This window comes from Pseudoalteromonas sp. BSi20439, from assembly GCF_000241165.1.
GTDB lineage: Bacteria > Pseudomonadota > Gammaproteobacteria > Enterobacterales > Alteromonadaceae > Pseudoalteromonas.
The window spans coordinates 76,497-92,958 of the sequence record NZ_BADW01000162.1; the positions used below are offsets into that span (position 1 = coordinate 76,497).

The 16,462-nt window shown below is 40.2% G+C and carries 11 protein-coding genes, 5 tRNA genes and 1 pseudogene; 3 read left to right on the plus strand and 14 right to left on the minus strand.

Going from position 1 to position 16,462, the window contains the following annotated elements:
* Position 1: 1 nt before the first annotated feature.
* The 11 genes from P20439_RS13075 to P20439_RS13125 all read right to left on the minus strand — a co-directional run bounded on the left by P20439_RS13075 (position 2) and on the right by P20439_RS13125 (position 9,463).
* The gene (locus tag P20439_RS13075; RefSeq protein WP_008111031.1) at positions 2-1,903 is read right to left on the minus strand and encodes a SurA N-terminal domain-containing protein; all 1,902 of its coding nucleotides are present in this window, start codon (positions 1,901-1,903) and stop codon (positions 2-4) included.
* 173 nt (positions 1,904-2,076) lie between these two features.
* On the minus strand, positions 2,077-2,376 hold the full coding sequence (locus P20439_RS13080; protein ID WP_256872136.1) for an HU family DNA-binding protein: 300 nt from the start codon (positions 2,374-2,376) through the stop codon (positions 2,077-2,079).
* Between the two features lie 183 nt (positions 2,377-2,559).
* Entirely contained in the window at positions 2,560-4,920 is a 2,361-nt protein-coding gene (gene lon / locus P20439_RS13085) for an endopeptidase La (protein WP_008467545.1), read from the minus strand.
* A 148-nt stretch (positions 4,921-5,068) separates the two neighbouring features.
* Positions 5,069-6,352 carry an ATP-dependent protease ATP-binding subunit ClpX gene (gene clpX, locus P20439_RS13090; protein WP_008111039.1) on the minus strand — a complete coding sequence of 428 codons (1,284 nt, stop codon included), beginning with the start codon at positions 6,350-6,352 and terminating at the stop codon, positions 5,069-5,071.
* A 135-nt stretch (positions 6,353-6,487) separates the two neighbouring features.
* Positions 6,488-7,105, minus strand: coding sequence for an ATP-dependent Clp endopeptidase proteolytic subunit ClpP (gene clpP / locus P20439_RS13095; RefSeq protein ID WP_008111041.1), 618 nt, complete (start codon positions 7,103-7,105; stop codon positions 6,488-6,490).
* Between the two features lie 159 nt (positions 7,106-7,264).
* Positions 7,265-8,569: a trigger factor gene (gene tig, locus P20439_RS13100; RefSeq protein ID WP_008111043.1), complete on the minus strand. Its 1,305-nt coding sequence runs from the start codon at positions 8,567-8,569 to the stop codon at positions 7,265-7,267.
* 355 nt (positions 8,570-8,924) lie between these two features.
* Positions 8,925-9,001 (minus strand) — tRNA-Pro (locus P20439_RS13105).
* Between the two features lie 56 nt (positions 9,002-9,057).
* A tRNA-Pro gene (locus tag P20439_RS13110) sits at positions 9,058-9,134 on the minus strand.
* Between the two features lie 20 nt (positions 9,135-9,154).
* A tRNA-His gene (locus P20439_RS13115) sits at positions 9,155-9,230 on the minus strand.
* A gap of 24 nt (positions 9,231-9,254) precedes the next feature.
* Positions 9,255-9,331, minus strand: a tRNA-Arg gene (locus tag P20439_RS13120).
* A gap of 55 nt (positions 9,332-9,386) precedes the next feature.
* A tRNA-Pro gene (locus P20439_RS13125) sits at positions 9,387-9,463 on the minus strand.
* A 348-nt stretch (positions 9,464-9,811) separates the two neighbouring features.
* On the opposite strand from P20439_RS13125, the gene folD reads away from it, so the two are divergent.
* A complete protein-coding gene (folD, locus tag P20439_RS13130) occupies positions 9,812-10,666 on the plus strand; it encodes a bifunctional methylenetetrahydrofolate dehydrogenase/methenyltetrahydrofolate cyclohydrolase FolD (RefSeq protein WP_008111045.1) in 855 nt (284 codons plus the stop codon).
* Between the two features lie 30 nt (positions 10,667-10,696).
* Here folD and P20439_RS13135 read toward each other — a convergent pair.
* Both P20439_RS13135 and cysS read right to left on the minus strand, forming a co-directional pair.
* A pseudogene (locus P20439_RS13135) lies at positions 10,697-11,592 on the minus strand (EamA family transporter).
* Between the two features lie 188 nt (positions 11,593-11,780).
* Complete coding sequence (cysS, locus tag P20439_RS13140) at positions 11,781-13,160, minus strand: cysteine--tRNA ligase (protein ID WP_008111049.1); 1,380 nt, start codon at positions 13,158-13,160, stop codon at positions 11,781-11,783.
* A gap of 154 nt (positions 13,161-13,314) precedes the next feature.
* Between cysS and P20439_RS13145 the strand changes: the two genes are divergently transcribed.
* Both P20439_RS13145 and P20439_RS13150 read left to right on the plus strand, forming a co-directional pair.
* A complete protein-coding gene (locus P20439_RS13145; RefSeq protein ID WP_008111051.1) occupies positions 13,315-13,806 on the plus strand; it encodes a peptidylprolyl isomerase in 492 nt (163 codons plus the stop codon).
* Positions 13,807-13,873: 67 nt separating this feature from the next.
* On the plus strand, positions 13,874-14,608 hold the full coding sequence (locus P20439_RS13150; RefSeq protein ID WP_008467551.1) for a UDP-2,3-diacylglucosamine diphosphatase: 735 nt from the start codon (positions 13,874-13,876) through the stop codon (positions 14,606-14,608).
* 12 nt (positions 14,609-14,620) lie between these two features.
* On the opposite strand, the gene P20439_RS13155 is transcribed toward P20439_RS13150, so the two are convergent.
* Positions 14,621-16,462 (minus strand): sensor histidine kinase (locus P20439_RS13155; protein ID WP_036934055.1); only part of this gene is annotated, 1,842 nt, incomplete at its 5' end.

Here is a 16,462-nt window from a genome sequence, read left to right on the forward strand (position 1 = left end):
TTTATTCCGCAGGTTGCGCTGCTTTTGGTACATTAAGCTCTGCTTGTTGCTTAAGCGATTCAATGAATACCGTATAGTTTTTCTGCGCTTGCGCCATCGTGATATTTTGCTTCATTTGTGGCTCAATGTTGTCACTCACTGGTGCATCATTTACCGCTTTAAGCGCAACAATCGCTGCATCACCATTGTTTAAGTTAACTACATCATATACAGCTGCATCACTAGGATGTGCCATTTTGAATACTTGGGTAACAATAGCAGGCGAAACTGCAAAGCTTTCACGAGTTAGTTGCGACTCTTGACGAACGTTTAGTGATTGCTCAGCAGCCACATCGTTTAAGCCCTTACCGTCTTTGATTTGTGCAAATAAGGTACGTGCTTTTTCTTTAGCAAGATCCGACGCTTTTTCGTTTACTAAGCGTGTTTTAATTTGCTCACTTACTTCGCTCAATGCTTTAGTTGCAGCCGGTTGATGCTCGTTAACACGAACCACAATCACGTGCTCATTACCTAGTTCGATTACTTCTGAGTTTACTTTATCTTCTAGTAATTCAACTGATGATAATGCGGTTATAACCGCAGGATTATTAAGCGGCTCAGGAAGCGCACTCAGTGCTAATAGCGGTGTAGATTGTACTTCAACACCCGCCACTTCAGCAGCATCGTCTAAGCGGTCAGAAATCTCAAAGGCTAACGCACCCATTTCTGTTTGCTTCTCGTAAAACGCATCCACTTTTTCAGCTTGTTCAAGTTCAGCACGTAAATCGGCTTTCACGGCATCGTAAGGTTTAACTTGCTGCGATTGAATGTCTGTAAGTTTAATGATGTGATAACCAAATTCAGAGGCTACTACATCAGAGTAATCACCTTTGTTTTGCAGTGCAAAAGCAGCATCTTCAAATGCAGGCTCCATGACATCACGTTCAATCCACTCTAGGTCACCACCCATTTCTGCACTAACAATGTCATCTGACGATGTCTCTGCTAGCTCAGCAAAATCAGCACCAGCGTTAAGCTGGGCAAGTAAAGACTCAGCTTTCGCTTTTGCCGCATCGTCATCTTCACTGTTATCAATTAAGATATGTGATACACGACGTTTTTCAGGCTCAACATATTGCGCTTTACTCTGCTCATAATATGCTTTTACGTCGTCTTCGCTTACCGATGCAACATCGATATCATCTGCATCTAACTCAATGTAATTAACTGAAATAAGCTCTGGCGATAAAAATTGCCCTGCATTTAATTCGTAGTAATCAGCCACTTCTTGATCAGTAACGTCAACATCAGCCTGCATTGCTTGTTTATCAATGACTAAATAATCAATGCTGCGAGTTTGTTGTTGCAGTGCAATGGCTGATTTAAGCTCGTTTTGCAATGCAAAGTCAGTTCCTGCAACCGCTGACACTAACTGGCTACGTGTCATATCATCACGAAGGTACTCTCGAAATGAATCAGGTTGGAAGTTCATTTGACGAATCACTTGTAAGTAACGGTCGTTATTAAACTGATCGCCAATTTTAAAATAAGGTAGCTCTAAAATTGTTTTGCGAACGCTTTCATCACTTACGCGAAGACCAAGTTCGGCAGCTAACTGGCTTTGTAATTCTTGTTGTACTAAACGGTCAATCACGCCTTGACGGATTTGAGCCATGTAAGTTGGATCAGCTGCTATTTGGGTAAAGTACTCACCAAATTGTTGTTCTAAGCGGCTGCGTTCATTTTGAAACGCACGGCTAAATTCTGTTTGGCTAATTTTAATTCCATTTACTTCAGCAACGGGTTGTTCTGTGGTTTGACCTAAGTAACTACCGATCCCAGCTAAGGCAAAAGATAAAATCACCGCGCCTAAAATGACTTTGGCTACCGGCCCTTGCGAACCTTCTCTGATTTTCTCAAGCATTTGTTTATCTCTTTTCTGAGCAAGGTATTTTCTACCTTGTCATATGTAAAAAAAGCGTATCTTACCAGATACGCTTTTTCACTTGAAGTAACTGGCGGTGAAGTAACTTAATTTATCGATTGCAATAATTAAGCGTCTCTTTACTCGCCATAACTAATTTGTTTACACAGTGATTAGTTTACTGCGTCTTTAAGCGCTTTACCGGCTTTAAAAGCTGGGATGTTAGCTGCAGCAATTTGAATCGTTTCACCAGTTTGTGGGTTACGACCTGCACGAGCAGCACGCTCACGTACAGAGAAAGTACCAAAACCAACAAGTGCAACTGAGTCGCCATCTTTTAGCGCGCCAGATACAGATTCGATGAATGAATCTAGTGCACGACCTGCAGCCGCTTTAGAAATGTCAGCATCAGCTGCGATTTGATCGATTAATTGAGATTTATTCACAATATCATCCTCTTTCATTGTTGTTATCAAGAGCGATTGTTTTTTAAACTAACATCACTGTTTTGAAATTTTTGAGCAATTTTTTTAAAGCTCACATGATTATATTTTTCTTAAGCCTAGGCCCGGCAAGGGCTAGGCTTGAAAACCAGTGCTTAACTTATCATACCGTTTAGATTTGAAAAGCCCCTAAAAGCACTTTTTTTGGCTTTTTTACTGCTTTTTCGGTGTTTCGACTGAAAAACTATCAACTGGATGTACTAAAGCAAGCTTCAATACTTCGTCAATCCACGTAACTGGGTGAATCTCAAGACCCGCCAATACGTTATCAGGTATCTCTTTTAAGTCACGTTCGTTGATTTTAGGGATCACCACCGTTTTAATCCCACCACGATGAGCCGCTAATAATTTCTCTTTTAAGCCACCAATAGGCAGTACTTCACCACGTAAGGTTATCTCACCTGTCATGGCCACATCAGAGCGCACAGGATTACCCGTTAAACTTGAAACCAAACACGTAACCATTGCAATACCCGCACTTGGACCATCTTTAGGAGTTGCGCCCTCAGGTACATGCACGTGAATATCACGTTTTTCATAAAAGTCGCTATTAATACGTAGCTCATCAGCACGATTACGCACAACAGTCATTGCCGCTTGAATCGACTCTTGCATTACATCGCCTAACGAGCCGGTGTAAGTCAATTTGCCTTTACCTGGTACTGCGGCACATTCAATAGTTAGTAAGTCACCGCCTACTTCTGTCCATGCTAAGCCAGTTACTTGACCAATACGGTCGCCATCTTCTGCTTTACCGTAATCAAAGCGTTGCACACCTAAGTACTCTTCAAGGTTATCTGCATCGATAGTGACCGTTTTGGTGTCTTTTTCCATTAAGATATTTTTAACCGCTTTACGGCATAATTTAGATACTTCACGCTCTAAATTACGTACGCCCGCTTCACGGGTGTAATAACGGATAATACCGATAATAGCACTGTCGGCAATTTCAACTTCTTTCTCTTTTAAGCCATTACGCTTAACTTGCTTTGGAATTAAATGTTCTTTAGCTATATTTAATTTTTCGTCTTCGGTATAACCGGCTAAACGAATAACTTCCATACGATCTAATAAAGGCCCAGGAATATTAAAGCTATTAGAGGTAGCCACAAACATGACATCAGATAAGTCGTAATCGACTTCTAAGTAATGATCAGCAAAATGGCTGTTTTGCTCAGGATCGAGTACTTCTAATAATGCTGATGCAGGGTCGCCACGCATATCCGCTGACATTTTATCAATTTCATCTAACAAGAATAACGGGTTTTTAACGCCCACTTTAGTCATGTTTTGAATCAACTTACCAGGCATAGAGCCAATATAAGTACGACGGTGACCACGTATTTCGGCTTCATCACGCACGCCACCCAGTGCCATACGAATGTACTTACGACCAGTTGAACGCGCAATAGATTGCCCAAGTGAGGTTTTACCCACCCCTGGTGGCCCAACTAAACACAAAATTGGCCCTTTAAGTTTATTGGTACGCTGCTGTACCGCGAGGTATTCAATAATACGCTCTTTAACTTTATCAAGTCCGTAGTGATCGCTATCTAGTATTTTTTGCGCGCCTGCTAAGTCTTTTTTCACTTTAGAGCGTTTTTTCCACGGTACGTTAATTAGCGTATCTATGTATGAGCGAACAACACTGGCTTCCGCAGACATTGGCGACATCATTTTAAGTTTGTTAAACTCTGCCGTGGCTTTTTCTTTCGCTTCGTTAGGCATACCTGACTCTTCGATGCGTTTTTTTAGCGCTTCGAATTCATCTGGCACATCGTCAATTTCGCCAAGCTCTTTTTGAATCGCTTTCATTTGCTCATTGAGGTAATACTCACGCTGCGATTTTTCCATCTGCTTTTTAACGCGGGTACGAATTTTTTTCTCAACTTGCAATAAGTCTATTTCACCTTCCATCAGCGCCATTAAGTACTCCAAGCGCTCTGTAACGCTTGATATTTCAAGTACTTTTTGTTTTTCAGGCACTTTTAATGGCATGTGCGCAGCCATGGTATCAGCAAGACGCGCTGGCTCATCAATACCAGAGACCGAAGTCATCACTTCAGGTGGGATTTTTTTATTTAATTTTACGTAGCCTTCAAACTGGCTCAATGCACTGCGAATAAAAATATCTTGTTCTTGTTCGTTTACTGAATCAGACTCAATAAACTGTGCATTGGCAACAAAGAAATCTTCGTTATCAACAAACTCTTCGATATTCGCACGCTGCGTGCCTTCAACTAATACTTTTACTGTACCATCGGGTAGCTTTAATAATTGAAGTACAGTCGCAATTGTCCCAACACGATAAATATCGTCTTTCTCAGGCTCATCTACAGTTGCATCTTTTTGTGCAACTAAGAAAATTTGTTTGTCTTTATCCATTGCCGCTTCTAGGCATTTTATTGATTTTTCACGGCCTACAAAAAGCGGGATCACCATGTGTGGATACACCACAACATCGCGCAGTGCTAGCACAGGGATTTCGACTCGATCGTTTCTCTCAAGCGTCATTGTATTTTCTCTTTGCACTTCATTTATTTAAAGATTACTCAAGTATATGGGGATAACCTAATTAAAGTTCAACAATTTTTGCCAACTCGATTAAATTAATTATAAAAAAGGAGCCATTGGCTCCCTTTTTTTACAACTTGCTCAGAATTTAATCTGCTGCGGCTTGTTCTTGATTACTGCTGTCATAAATCAAGATTGGATCAGACTCACCTTTAATAACGGTTTCATCAACAACCACTTTGCTAACGTTATCAATTGAAGGCAGCTCATACATAGTATCAAGTAATACACCTTCTACGATTGAACGTAGGCCACGCGCACCGGTCTTACGTTCCATTGCTTTGTGAGCAATAGCACGTAGTGCATCATCACGAAACTCAAGCTCAACGTCTTCCATACCAAACAATACTGAAAACTGCTTAGTAATGGCGTTTTTAGGCTCACTTAAAATTTGTACCAGTGCAGCTTCATCAAGTTCAGTCAATGTAGCAACAACAGGTAAACGGCCAATAAACTCTGGGATTAAACCATATTTTACTAAATCTTCTGGCTCAACATCTTTAAATGTTTCGCTTAAAGAACGGCTCGCTGCCGACTCTTTAACGTTAACACCAAAACCAATACCGGTATTTTTATGGCTACGCTGCTCAATAACTTTATCAAGACCAGCAAATGCACCACCACAAATAAACAGGATCTTAGAAGTGTCTACTTGCAGGAACTCTTGCTGTGGATGTTTACGTCCACCTTGTGGCGGAACAGAAGCAACGGTACCTTCAATCAGCTTAAGTAAGGCTTGTTGTACACCTTCACCTGACACATCACGGGTGATTGATGGATTATCTGATTTACGTGAAATTTTGTCTATTTCATCAATGTAAACAATACCACGTTGTGCTTTTTCTACGTCGTAGTCACATTTTTGTAAAAGCTTTTGAATAATGTTTTCAACATCTTCACCCACATAACCGGCTTCGGTTAACGTGGTGGCATCGGCCATAGTAAACGGCACATCTAGTAAACGTGCTAACGTTTCAGCTAGCAGTGTTTTACCACTCCCCGTTGGGCCAATTAATAAAATATTACTTTTACCTAATTCAACGTCTTGTTTAGTTGATTGGTTGCGTAAACGCTTGTAGTGATTGTAAACCGCTACAGACAACACTTTCTTCGCATGGTCTTGACCAATTACGTAGTCGTCTAAGTGGTTACGAATTTCTTTTGGCACAGGTAATTTGTCAGCGGCATCATGCTTAGGCGCGATGTCTTTAATTTCTTCCCTGATAATATCATTACACAGCTCTACACATTCATCACAAACGTATACTGAAGGTCCTGCAATTAATTTTCGAACTTCATGCTGGCTTTTGCCACAAAAAGAGCAGTATAACAATTTATTACTTTTGTCGCCGTCTGTAGGAGTGTCAGACATTCAGCTACCTCATTTTATTACGTTGGCCACCAAAATCTTGGTGGCTATTTTAATACGCTTTAACTATACCAAAATTTAGGCTTTTTCGCATAGTAACTCTCATTAGCAAGCATTACTGCTTGCTTGCAGGCATACTTACTTGCTACCGCGATTAGTAAATACTGAGTCAACAATACCGTAATCTACAGCTTGGCTTGCACTCATAAAGTTATCACGGTCTGTGTCGCGTGAAACAACATCAAGTGGTTGGCCAGTATGCTCAGCCATTAAGCGATTTAATTTGTCTTTAATAGACAGAATTTCTTTTGCGTGTATTTCAAAATCAGACGCTTGACCTTGGAATCCACCTAATGGTTGGTGAATCATCACGCGTGAATTTGGTAAACAAAAACGTTTACCCTTAGCACCACCAGATAATAAAAACGCACCCATGCTAGCCGCTTGGCCTACACAGATAGTACTTACATCAGGTTTAATGAAATTCATTGTATCGTAAATAGCCATTCCCGCAGTGACCGAGCCACCCGGTGAATTGATATATAAGAAAATATCTTTATCTGGGTTCTCTGATTCTAAGAAAAGCATTTGCGCTAAAATCAGATTTGCCATGTTGTCTTCAACTTGGCCCGTTAAAAAGATAATACGCTCTTTTAATAGTCTCGAATAAATATCAAATGAGCGCTCGCCTTTAGCTGTTTGCTCAACAACCATAGGGACTAATGCGTTTAGGGGATCTGTCATACCAGTGTTCATACTTATTTAATTCCTTATGCGCTTATACTTATTCTAAGAAAAGCATAATGATCATTTTTAGCTAATTAAGAACCACAAACTAAAATGGCCCGGGCACACTGCATAAACAGAGTAACACGAGCCATTTAATCGTTAGCGAGCGCTTAAGTCAATGACTTATTATGCACCTTGCTGTGGATTCATGATGTCATCAAATGCTTTTTCAACATCAGTAACAGTTGCTTTAGCTAAAATAGCTTCAACAGCTTGCTCTTCCATTGCTACATTACGCATTTGTTGCATTAGTTGATCATTTGCTTTGTAGTATTCTACTACTTCAGTTGGATCTTCGTATGCAGATGCTACAGTAGCGATAAGTGCTTCAACTTTAGCGTCATCAACTTTGATGTCGTTCGCTTTAATCACTTCACCTAATAATAGGCCAGTTTTAACACGTGTTACTGCTTGCTCATGGAACAATTCAGCTGGAAGCTCAGGCATATTTTGACCGTTGCCACCAAAACGTTGAGCAGCTTGCTCACGTAATGCGTCAACTTCTTGGTCGATTAATGCTTTCGGCACTTCAACTTCGTTTTGCTCTAAAAGACCTTTGATTGCTTGGTCTTTCACGTTAGCTTTAACCGCTTGGTCTAGCTCACGCGTCATGTTCTTTTTAACTTCTTCTTTAAGCGCTTCTACGCCGCCTTCGGTAACACCGAATTTAGTTGCAAACTCATCGCTTAATTCAGGTAATTCTTGCGCTTCAACTTTTTTCACTGTGATAGTGAATTGAGCCGCTTTACCTTTTAAGTTTTCAGCGTGGTAATCTTCAGGGAAGTTTACGTCAGCAACCACTTCTTCGCCTGCTTTTTTACCTACGATGTTGTCTTCAAAACCTGGGATCATACGACCTTGACCAAGTTCTAATGGGAAATCTTCAGCTTTGCCGCCTTCGAATTCTTCACCGTCGATAGTACCAACAAAATCAACCGTTACACGGTCGTTTGAGCCAGCAGCTGCATCAACGTCAGCCCAAGAAGCGTGTTGCTTACGAAGTGTTTCTAGCATGTTTGCTAAATCTTCGTCAGTTACTTCTACTGCTGGTTTTTCAACAGCAATTTTCTCTAAACCTTGAACTTCAACTTCAGGGTAAACTTCAAATGTTGCTGAGAACTCTAAATCTTTACCTGCTTCAAGTGCTTTTGGAGCAAATGTAGGTGCGCCAGCAGGGTTAATTTTTTCAGCAACAATTGCTTCAATGTAATTACGTTGCATTACTTCGCCAGCAACTTCTTGACGAACAGCTGGTCCGAAACGCTTGTTGATTACTGATACTGGAACTTTACCAGCACGGAAACCGTCGATACGCTGCGTTTTTGACAGTTGTTGTAAGCGTTTTTTTACTTCGGTCTCAACGTTCTCTGCAGGAACGGTGATGGTCAGACGGCGCTCAAGGCCTTGAGTCGTCTCAACAGAAACTTGCATGATTTACCTCAATATTCAATTTTGGCGACTTTTCGCCTTCATTACAAACAAAGTAATCTATAGGCGTCTTGATAAAATTCAAGCCTTAGAGCTTAAAAAAATCCGTCGCTACCAGGAGATACCATTGCTGCTCTGCCCTAAGGGCACTATATTTTTAAACAAATAGACGCGGCATTATAACCTAATATTTATGATAGTCGAGTGTGGGGGGCAATTATTTGGGGTAGATCAAGGCAGATAACGACTAAGCGAATAAAAAACAGGCTAATTAAATTACATAGAATGAATAAGGGTAGAAAAAGAGAATTTTGTGAATTAAAAAAGAAATCAGGTGTGTTTTACTTTAGGGGGAAAATGGTCGGCGATGCAGGATTTGAACCTGCGACCCCTTGGACCCAAACCAAGTGCGCTACCAAACTGCGCTAATCGCCGATATAGATATTTTCTCGAATACTTAAACTTAGGATTTAAGACCACTTATAAGAAAGTGGTCGGCGATGCAGGATTTGAACCTGCGACCCCTTGGACCCAAACCAAGTGCGCTACCAAACTGCGCTAATCGCCGATATTCTTTTTTTTGTAAATTGGGGTGACTGATGGGGCTCGAACCCACGACAACCGGAATCACAATCCGGGGCTCTACCAACTGAGCTACAATCACCACGGCATTACAGTGTTTTCAAAATGGCGCACCCAGAAGGATTCGAACCTTCGACCGACGCCTTAGAAGGGCGTTGCTCTATCCAGCTGAGCTATGGGCGCATCGAAAACTTCATAGTTCACTAGTAAGTTAAATTGTTATGAGTAAACATAAAAATGGTCGGCGATGCAGGATTTGAACCTGCGACCCCTTGGACCCAAACCAAGTGCGCTACCAAACTGCGCTAATCGCCGATACTTACTATTGTCTGCGAGTGACCTCGTTGACAACGGGGTGCATAATAGTGATTTGACCGGGTTAGGTCAAACGTTTTTTTAAGAAAACAAATCAATTGCTCATTTTTAGTTCATAATGGTCAAATATTACGATACAGGGATAAATTTTAAACTCTTTTTTATAATTCGGGGGCTTATAATTTAAAAGCAACTTGGCGCTCAACCGCTTTTCTGCGAAAATAGTCGCCATATTAAAAAATGAGTAAGGTAAAGGTGTTTTTCTTTATCGGCATTTTAACCCCTATATATGCATTCGTTTTTTAAATGTATCGGTATCAAGTTAATTAACCTAATTAAAGGTCACCCATGACGGCAAACATCATTGATGGTAAAGCAGTAGCAAAACAAGTACGTAGCGCAGTGGCTGAACGAGTTTCAGAACGTGTTGCACAAAACCTTAGAGCCCCAGGATTAGCTGTGGTACTGGTTGGACAAGACCCAGCAAGCCAAGTTTACGTTGGTTCAAAACGTAAAGCCTGTGAAGAAGTTGGTTTTATTTCTAAATCTTTTGATTTACCCGCAGACACTACAGAGCAAGCACTATTAGCATTAATTGATGAATTGAATGTTGATGGCGAGGTTGACGGTATTTTAGTGCAACTTCCTTTACCTGCAGGCTTAGACGCAGAAAAAATTCTTGAGCGTATTACCCCGCATAAAGATGTTGATGGCTTTCACCCTTATAACATTGGTCGTTTGGCGCAGCGTATGCCAGCTCTTCGCCCATGTACACCTAAAGGTATTATCACCTTATTAGATTCAACTGGCGTACGTTACAAAGGCATGCATGCTGTGGTTGTGGGCGCCTCTAATATTGTAGGTCGTCCTATGTCACTTGAACTTTTGTTAGCTGGCTGTACTACCACTGTTTGTCATAAGTTTACCCAAGATTTAGAAACCCATGTTCGCCGTGCTGATTTACTGGTTGTTGCCGTAGGCAAACCAGAATTTATTCCGGGTGATTGGATCAAAGAAGGCGCGATTGTTATTGATGTGGGTATTAACCGCTTGGACAACGGTAAATTAGTGGGTGACGTTGAGTACGCCGTTGCAGAACAAAAAGCTGACTTTATTACTCCTGTACCTGGCGGTGTAGGCCCGATGACAGTTGCCAGCTTAATTGAAAATACATTAGAAGCGTGTGAGAAATATCACAGCTAATAAACAAAAATAAAGCAATGAAGAGCCCGCTTAATTGCGGGCTTTTTGTATCATCATTCTTCGTTTTATTAAGTCCAAGCCTTGTGGCAAAACCGAAAACACAATCATTAATAACATAATCGCGTACTGCCAATTTGCATACTGCTCGTTAATTAATATTCCTGCACATAAAATACCGGCAATTGGGTTGGCTATAGTGCCAAAAGTAAATTCAACTACTGACATTCGTCCTAATAACCAAACATATAGGATGTAAGCCAAAGCAGTGTTAGGTACCACCAGCCAAAATAACGCCAGCCATTGGGTGCTAGTTATTGATGTAGTTAAAAATTGATACTGCTGTGGAGCAAAATAAAAAGCTTGAACCATAGCGGCAATTGCTAACAAGCTACCGCCAATGATTAACTGCCACGTGAGTACCGTCCACCAGTGAACTTTAGCGGTTACTTTTTTACCAGCGTACTGCCTATAACAATAGTTAATAGCGCCCCTATCAGTGCCACTACTCCCAATACATTAAGTGCTACATGCTGTGGATCAAATAAGCGCCATGCTAAAATCACTAAAGCAAGGGCACAAAAACCTTGTACTAGCGCTGGCTGTTGGCGTTTAACAAGCCAGGCATACAATAATGCCACTACCGGTACTGACACCATACCCACACCAGCAATAGCTGCAGGTAGGTTAATTGCCATTACAAAAATAAAACTAAAAAATAGCGCAATATTAATCGTGCCGATTAAAAAGATACCAGGCCATTGCTTTGCTGTTGGCCAAGAAGGTTTAAATAACAACAATAATAAACCGGCAGGCAGTGCACGTATGGCTCCTAATAAAATTGGTGGCCACTCTGGGGTTGCGTATTTAGTTACCGCATAAGTTGTTCCCCATAAAAAAGCAGGGATCATGGCAAGTAAAATATTCATTAATTTTCCATTTTTAAATTGATGAATGCGAGTTTAAAACCTCAACCATAATTGAGGTCAACAGCGTCAATTTTATTAAAAACATAATCAATTTAATGCAATTGATATAACCAAAAAAGGGTTACCCTATGGTAACCCTTTTTTTGTGATCAGCGCGTTATGGCTAAATCCGCAAAGGTCGACAAACCCTATGCTTTACGCCACGTTGTTTTTCCCGCTGAATCTTCAAGTATTACACCCAGTGCATTTAAAGCATCGCGAGCTTCATCTGCTGCAGCCCAATTTTTACTGGCACGTGCGTCATTACGTTTGACTATCAGTGCCTCAATTTCAGCCACTTCATCGTCGTTTTGACCGCCTTGTAAAAATGCCTCTGGTGCTTGCTGAGCAATACCAAGTATTTCACCTAAGCTGCGTAGAACAAAGGCTAAATGTCCTGCTTTTTCGCTATCACTTTCTTTTACTCGGTTTAGCTCTTTAGCAACTTCAAATACAACCGGTAATGCTTCTGGCGAATTAAAGTCATCATTCATAGCTTTTCTAAACTTAGCTACATACTCATTACCCTCAAGCTCACATTCAACTGGCTCAACACCACGTAATGCCGTGTAAATACGCTCAAGTGATGAACGTGCTTGGTCTAAGTTTTCTTGCGAGTAATTAAGTTGACTGCGGTAATGGCCAGAAATTAAAAAGTAGCGAACCGACTCAGCATCGTATTGCTTTAATACTTCACGAACGGTAAAAAAGTTATCTAATGATTTAGACATCTTTTCTTTGTTCACTTGAACCATACCGGTGTGGATCCAAGTATTAACGTATTGGCCGTTGTTAGCACAGCATGATTGCGCAATTTCGTTTTCGTGGTGCGGAAACTGTAGGTCTGAACCACCACCATGAATATCAAAGTGCTCACCTAGGTGCTTTGAACTCATTGCTGAACATTCTATGTGCCAACCAGGGCGCCCCTCTCCCCAAGGTGATGACCACGATGGCTCCCCTGCTTTAGCTTTTTTCCATAAAACAAAATCAAGAGGATCGTCTTTATCTTGTGCTACTTCCACACGTGAGCCCGATTGCAGCATGGTTAAATCTTGCTGTGAAAGTGCCCCGTATTGCTCAAAGGTTGATACATCAAATAAAACGTCGCCATCGGCTGCAACATAAGCATGGCCTTTGGCAATCAAACGCTCAACCATAGCAATAATTTCATCCATGTGACCTGTAACCGTTGGCTCTACATCAGGACGTAGCATATTTAAGCTGTCAAAGTCTTCATGCATGGCTTTAGTCATACGCACGGTTAAGTCGTTAATAGCTTCACCGTTTTCATTTGCGCGCTTAATAATTTTATCATCAACATCGGTAATATTACGTACGTACTTTAAATCGTAACCTAAGTGACGAAGGTAGCGAACAATCACATCAAAACCAACAAATGTGCGAGCATGGCCAATGTGACAGTAATCATAAATGGTGATACCACACACATACATGTCGATTTTCCCATCGACCATAGGTTTAAATTGTTCTTTTTGGCGTGTCAGTGTGTTGTATATTTGTACCATTTAGTTGCTTTCCTTCACGATTAACAGAAAAGCTATGTTACCACTTGCTAAGCATGGGCTCTAGCGGTTTATAACAAACATAACATCTACTTTGTTAATCTGAGTCAACTACGATAAAATAGCACCAATATTTAAACCAGCTATAGGAAACCTCATGGTTGTTCTACACACAAACTTTGGTGATATCACCATTAAAATGCACGAAAGCGAAGCTCCAAATACAGTAAAAAACTTTTTAGAGTATGCAAACTCAGGTTTTTATAACGGCACAATTTTTCACCGTGTAATTGATGGTTTTATGGTTCAAGGCGGTGGTTTTGCATCGGGCATGGAACAAAAAGAAGTAAACGACCCAATTGAAAATGAAGCTAACAACGGCCTATCTAACAAAGTAGGTACTTTAGCAATGGCGCGTACGCCTGATCCACACTCAGCTACAGCGCAATTTTTCATTAACGTGAATAACAACGACTTTTTAAACCACAGCAGCGAAACGTCGCAAGGTTGGGGTTACTGTGTGTTTGCTGAAGTAGTAGAAGGCATGGACGTAGTAAATAAAATCAAAGGTGTTGCTACAGGTAGCAATGGTTTTCACCAAGATGTACCACTTGAAGATGTGGTAATTGAAAGTGTAACTGTAAGCTAAAACCTCCTCATTCTTCACAGAATACATAAAGCGGGTATTCACCCGCTTTTATTTAACTGGAATCACCATGACTCGCCAAACCTACTTTATTGCCGATTTACATTTGAGTGAAAATCGCCCTGATATTACAGCGGCATTTTTTAAATTTTTACACGCCCATATTGTTCCTCAAAAAGTAGACGCCCTATATATTTTAGGTGATTTTTTTGAAGTATGGGTTGGTGACGATTATGTTAGCGAACTCTCAGCAGCAGTGGCAAAACAATTAAAAGCAGTTAATAACTTAGGGATCCCCATTTACTTTGTACATGGTAATCGCGATTTTATCATGCGTGAAAAATACGCCAATATGGCAGGAATGACTCTACTCGATGAGCAAACAGTGATCGACCTTTACGGCAGACCCACCGTAATTTTACATGGTGATGAAATGTGTACTCAAGATATTGAATATCAAAATTTTCGTAAAAAAAGTCGTGGTTGGTGGTGGCCTAAACTCATGCTTGCTATGCCATTGTGGTATCGAAAAAAAATAGCCCGTGATGCACGTGAAAAAAGTAAACTTAGTCAAGCAGACAAACCTATAGAAATACTTGATGTAGTGCAAAGCGCTGTATTAGAGACCTTTGCTAAGCATAACGTGGCTAATATGATCCACGGCCATACTCACCGCCCTAATGTACATACCTATGAAGTTAATAACCAAACCCTAACTCGCACTGTGTTAGGCGATTGGTATACTCAAGGTTCATATTTAGTGGTTACCCCCGAGTCACAACAATTAATTTCAACGCCTTTATAACGTTCCTAGTAATTAATCGTAATAAGACTTTGCTGTTAAGTCAGGCAAGGTAATAATAAATTGTGTTTTAAAATAAGCATCGCTTTGTGGTTCTGAATGAAGTTTGATGTCTCCTTTCAAAACTTGTGTTACCCATTGGTGCACCATATATAAACCTAAACCGGTATTACCTTTACCCCGTGCGGTTGTATAAAAAGGCTCAAATATATCTGCTTTAGTGTCATTATTAACTCCTTTACCATTATCTGACACGCTAAGCCTTACGCTATTATTTGTCGCTTGCTCTACTTTTATTTCTATCACTCCCTCTTGCTTATCATCAAAAGCGTGATTTAACGCATTAATTACAAGGTTTTCGACCACCTGAGAAATAATCCCTGGCAAACTAATCACCTGTTTATTGAGCAAGAAAATAGTTTTCACTTTTATCGGTGAATTTTTTAATCTGGAGTTTAATGACAATAATAGCTCTTCAATAATTTTTTCAATATCACATGCAATAAATTCATCATTGTGGCGATCAATGGCCATTTTTTTAAAACTTTTCACTAATACAGCGGTTTTATTTAAGTTAATTTTAGCCAGCGCTAGATTCTCACCAATACTGGTTGTTGTTTCCTCTAGCGTTGATTTAGTCAGCCCTTGCTTAATCGCTGCATTTAATTTACTCAATGCCATATCTGCATTAGAAACAGAAATAACGGCTCCTCCAATAGGCGTATTCATTTCATGAGCAACACCTGCCACGAGCAACCCTAATGAAGATAGTTTTTGTGCTTCTATTAATCCTTCTTGTAGCTGTTGTTGCTGCTTTATAGTGGCATCAAGCTCTCGGTTCACTATATCTAGTTCTATCTTTTCTATATGTAATTTATGCGAGAGGGTTAACAACTTATTTTGAAACTTATACTCACGATAAATAAAACCAAAACTAATTAAACACAGTAAGCCACTACACAACAACGCTAACTGTAAGGCTACACTTTGTGCAGATATTAGCGATTCATCTGGACTACTTACAAGAATAATTAACTCTTTATCAGTGTCACTAATTCTGCCTTTATTCTCACGCAATGAAAAAATAGAAAAACGACGGTAAGTATAAAGACCATTATTGAAAAAATGTGACCCATATTCTACTTTGCCATCAATAATTTGCTGCCAAAGATCTGGTTTTTTTAAAGCGAGTGTTTGCTCATTGTTACCATACATAAACCCCCACTCTAAGTTTGCATCACTATTTAATAACCAAAAACCATCATGGTTTAAAATGCTGATCAAAGTACCCTCTTGGTTGTAACTCTTAATCTGACTAAACAAGTAATCTAAGTTAAAGTTTACAACTAGCAAGCCATCTAATAGGTAGTTTTCTTTATTGGTACGGTAGGTTACGCGGATTGTTGGCTGAAGAGGCTTTACAATTTTGTTGCGTTCAATGTTTAAATCTATCTCTGTGGCAAATATATTTGGGGCACTGACCTGCATCCCTTTTAGAAAATAGTAACGGTTTTGCTTATTTTGTAAACCATCGGGCGCTTCAATTTCGCCAACACCATTCACTGCGTTAATGCGGTATTGCTCCTGGCCTTGTGTATCTAGCCAGCGAATTTGCGCGATATTATTAGAGAGAGCGGCAAAATTTAAAAAGTAGTTATTTATTTCATCTCTGCTTTGCTCTAGTTGTAAGGGCTTGTTTTGTTTATCACTTTTTAAAACCGACCCCTGAGCCAGAATACGAGTTAGCTTTTTAATGCTACTGAGTTCTTTGGAAAAATCACCACTGATAAGGACTAACTTTTCATCTTGCTTAGCTTTTATGGTATTTATTTTTTCTTGGTATATTTGTTCATATAC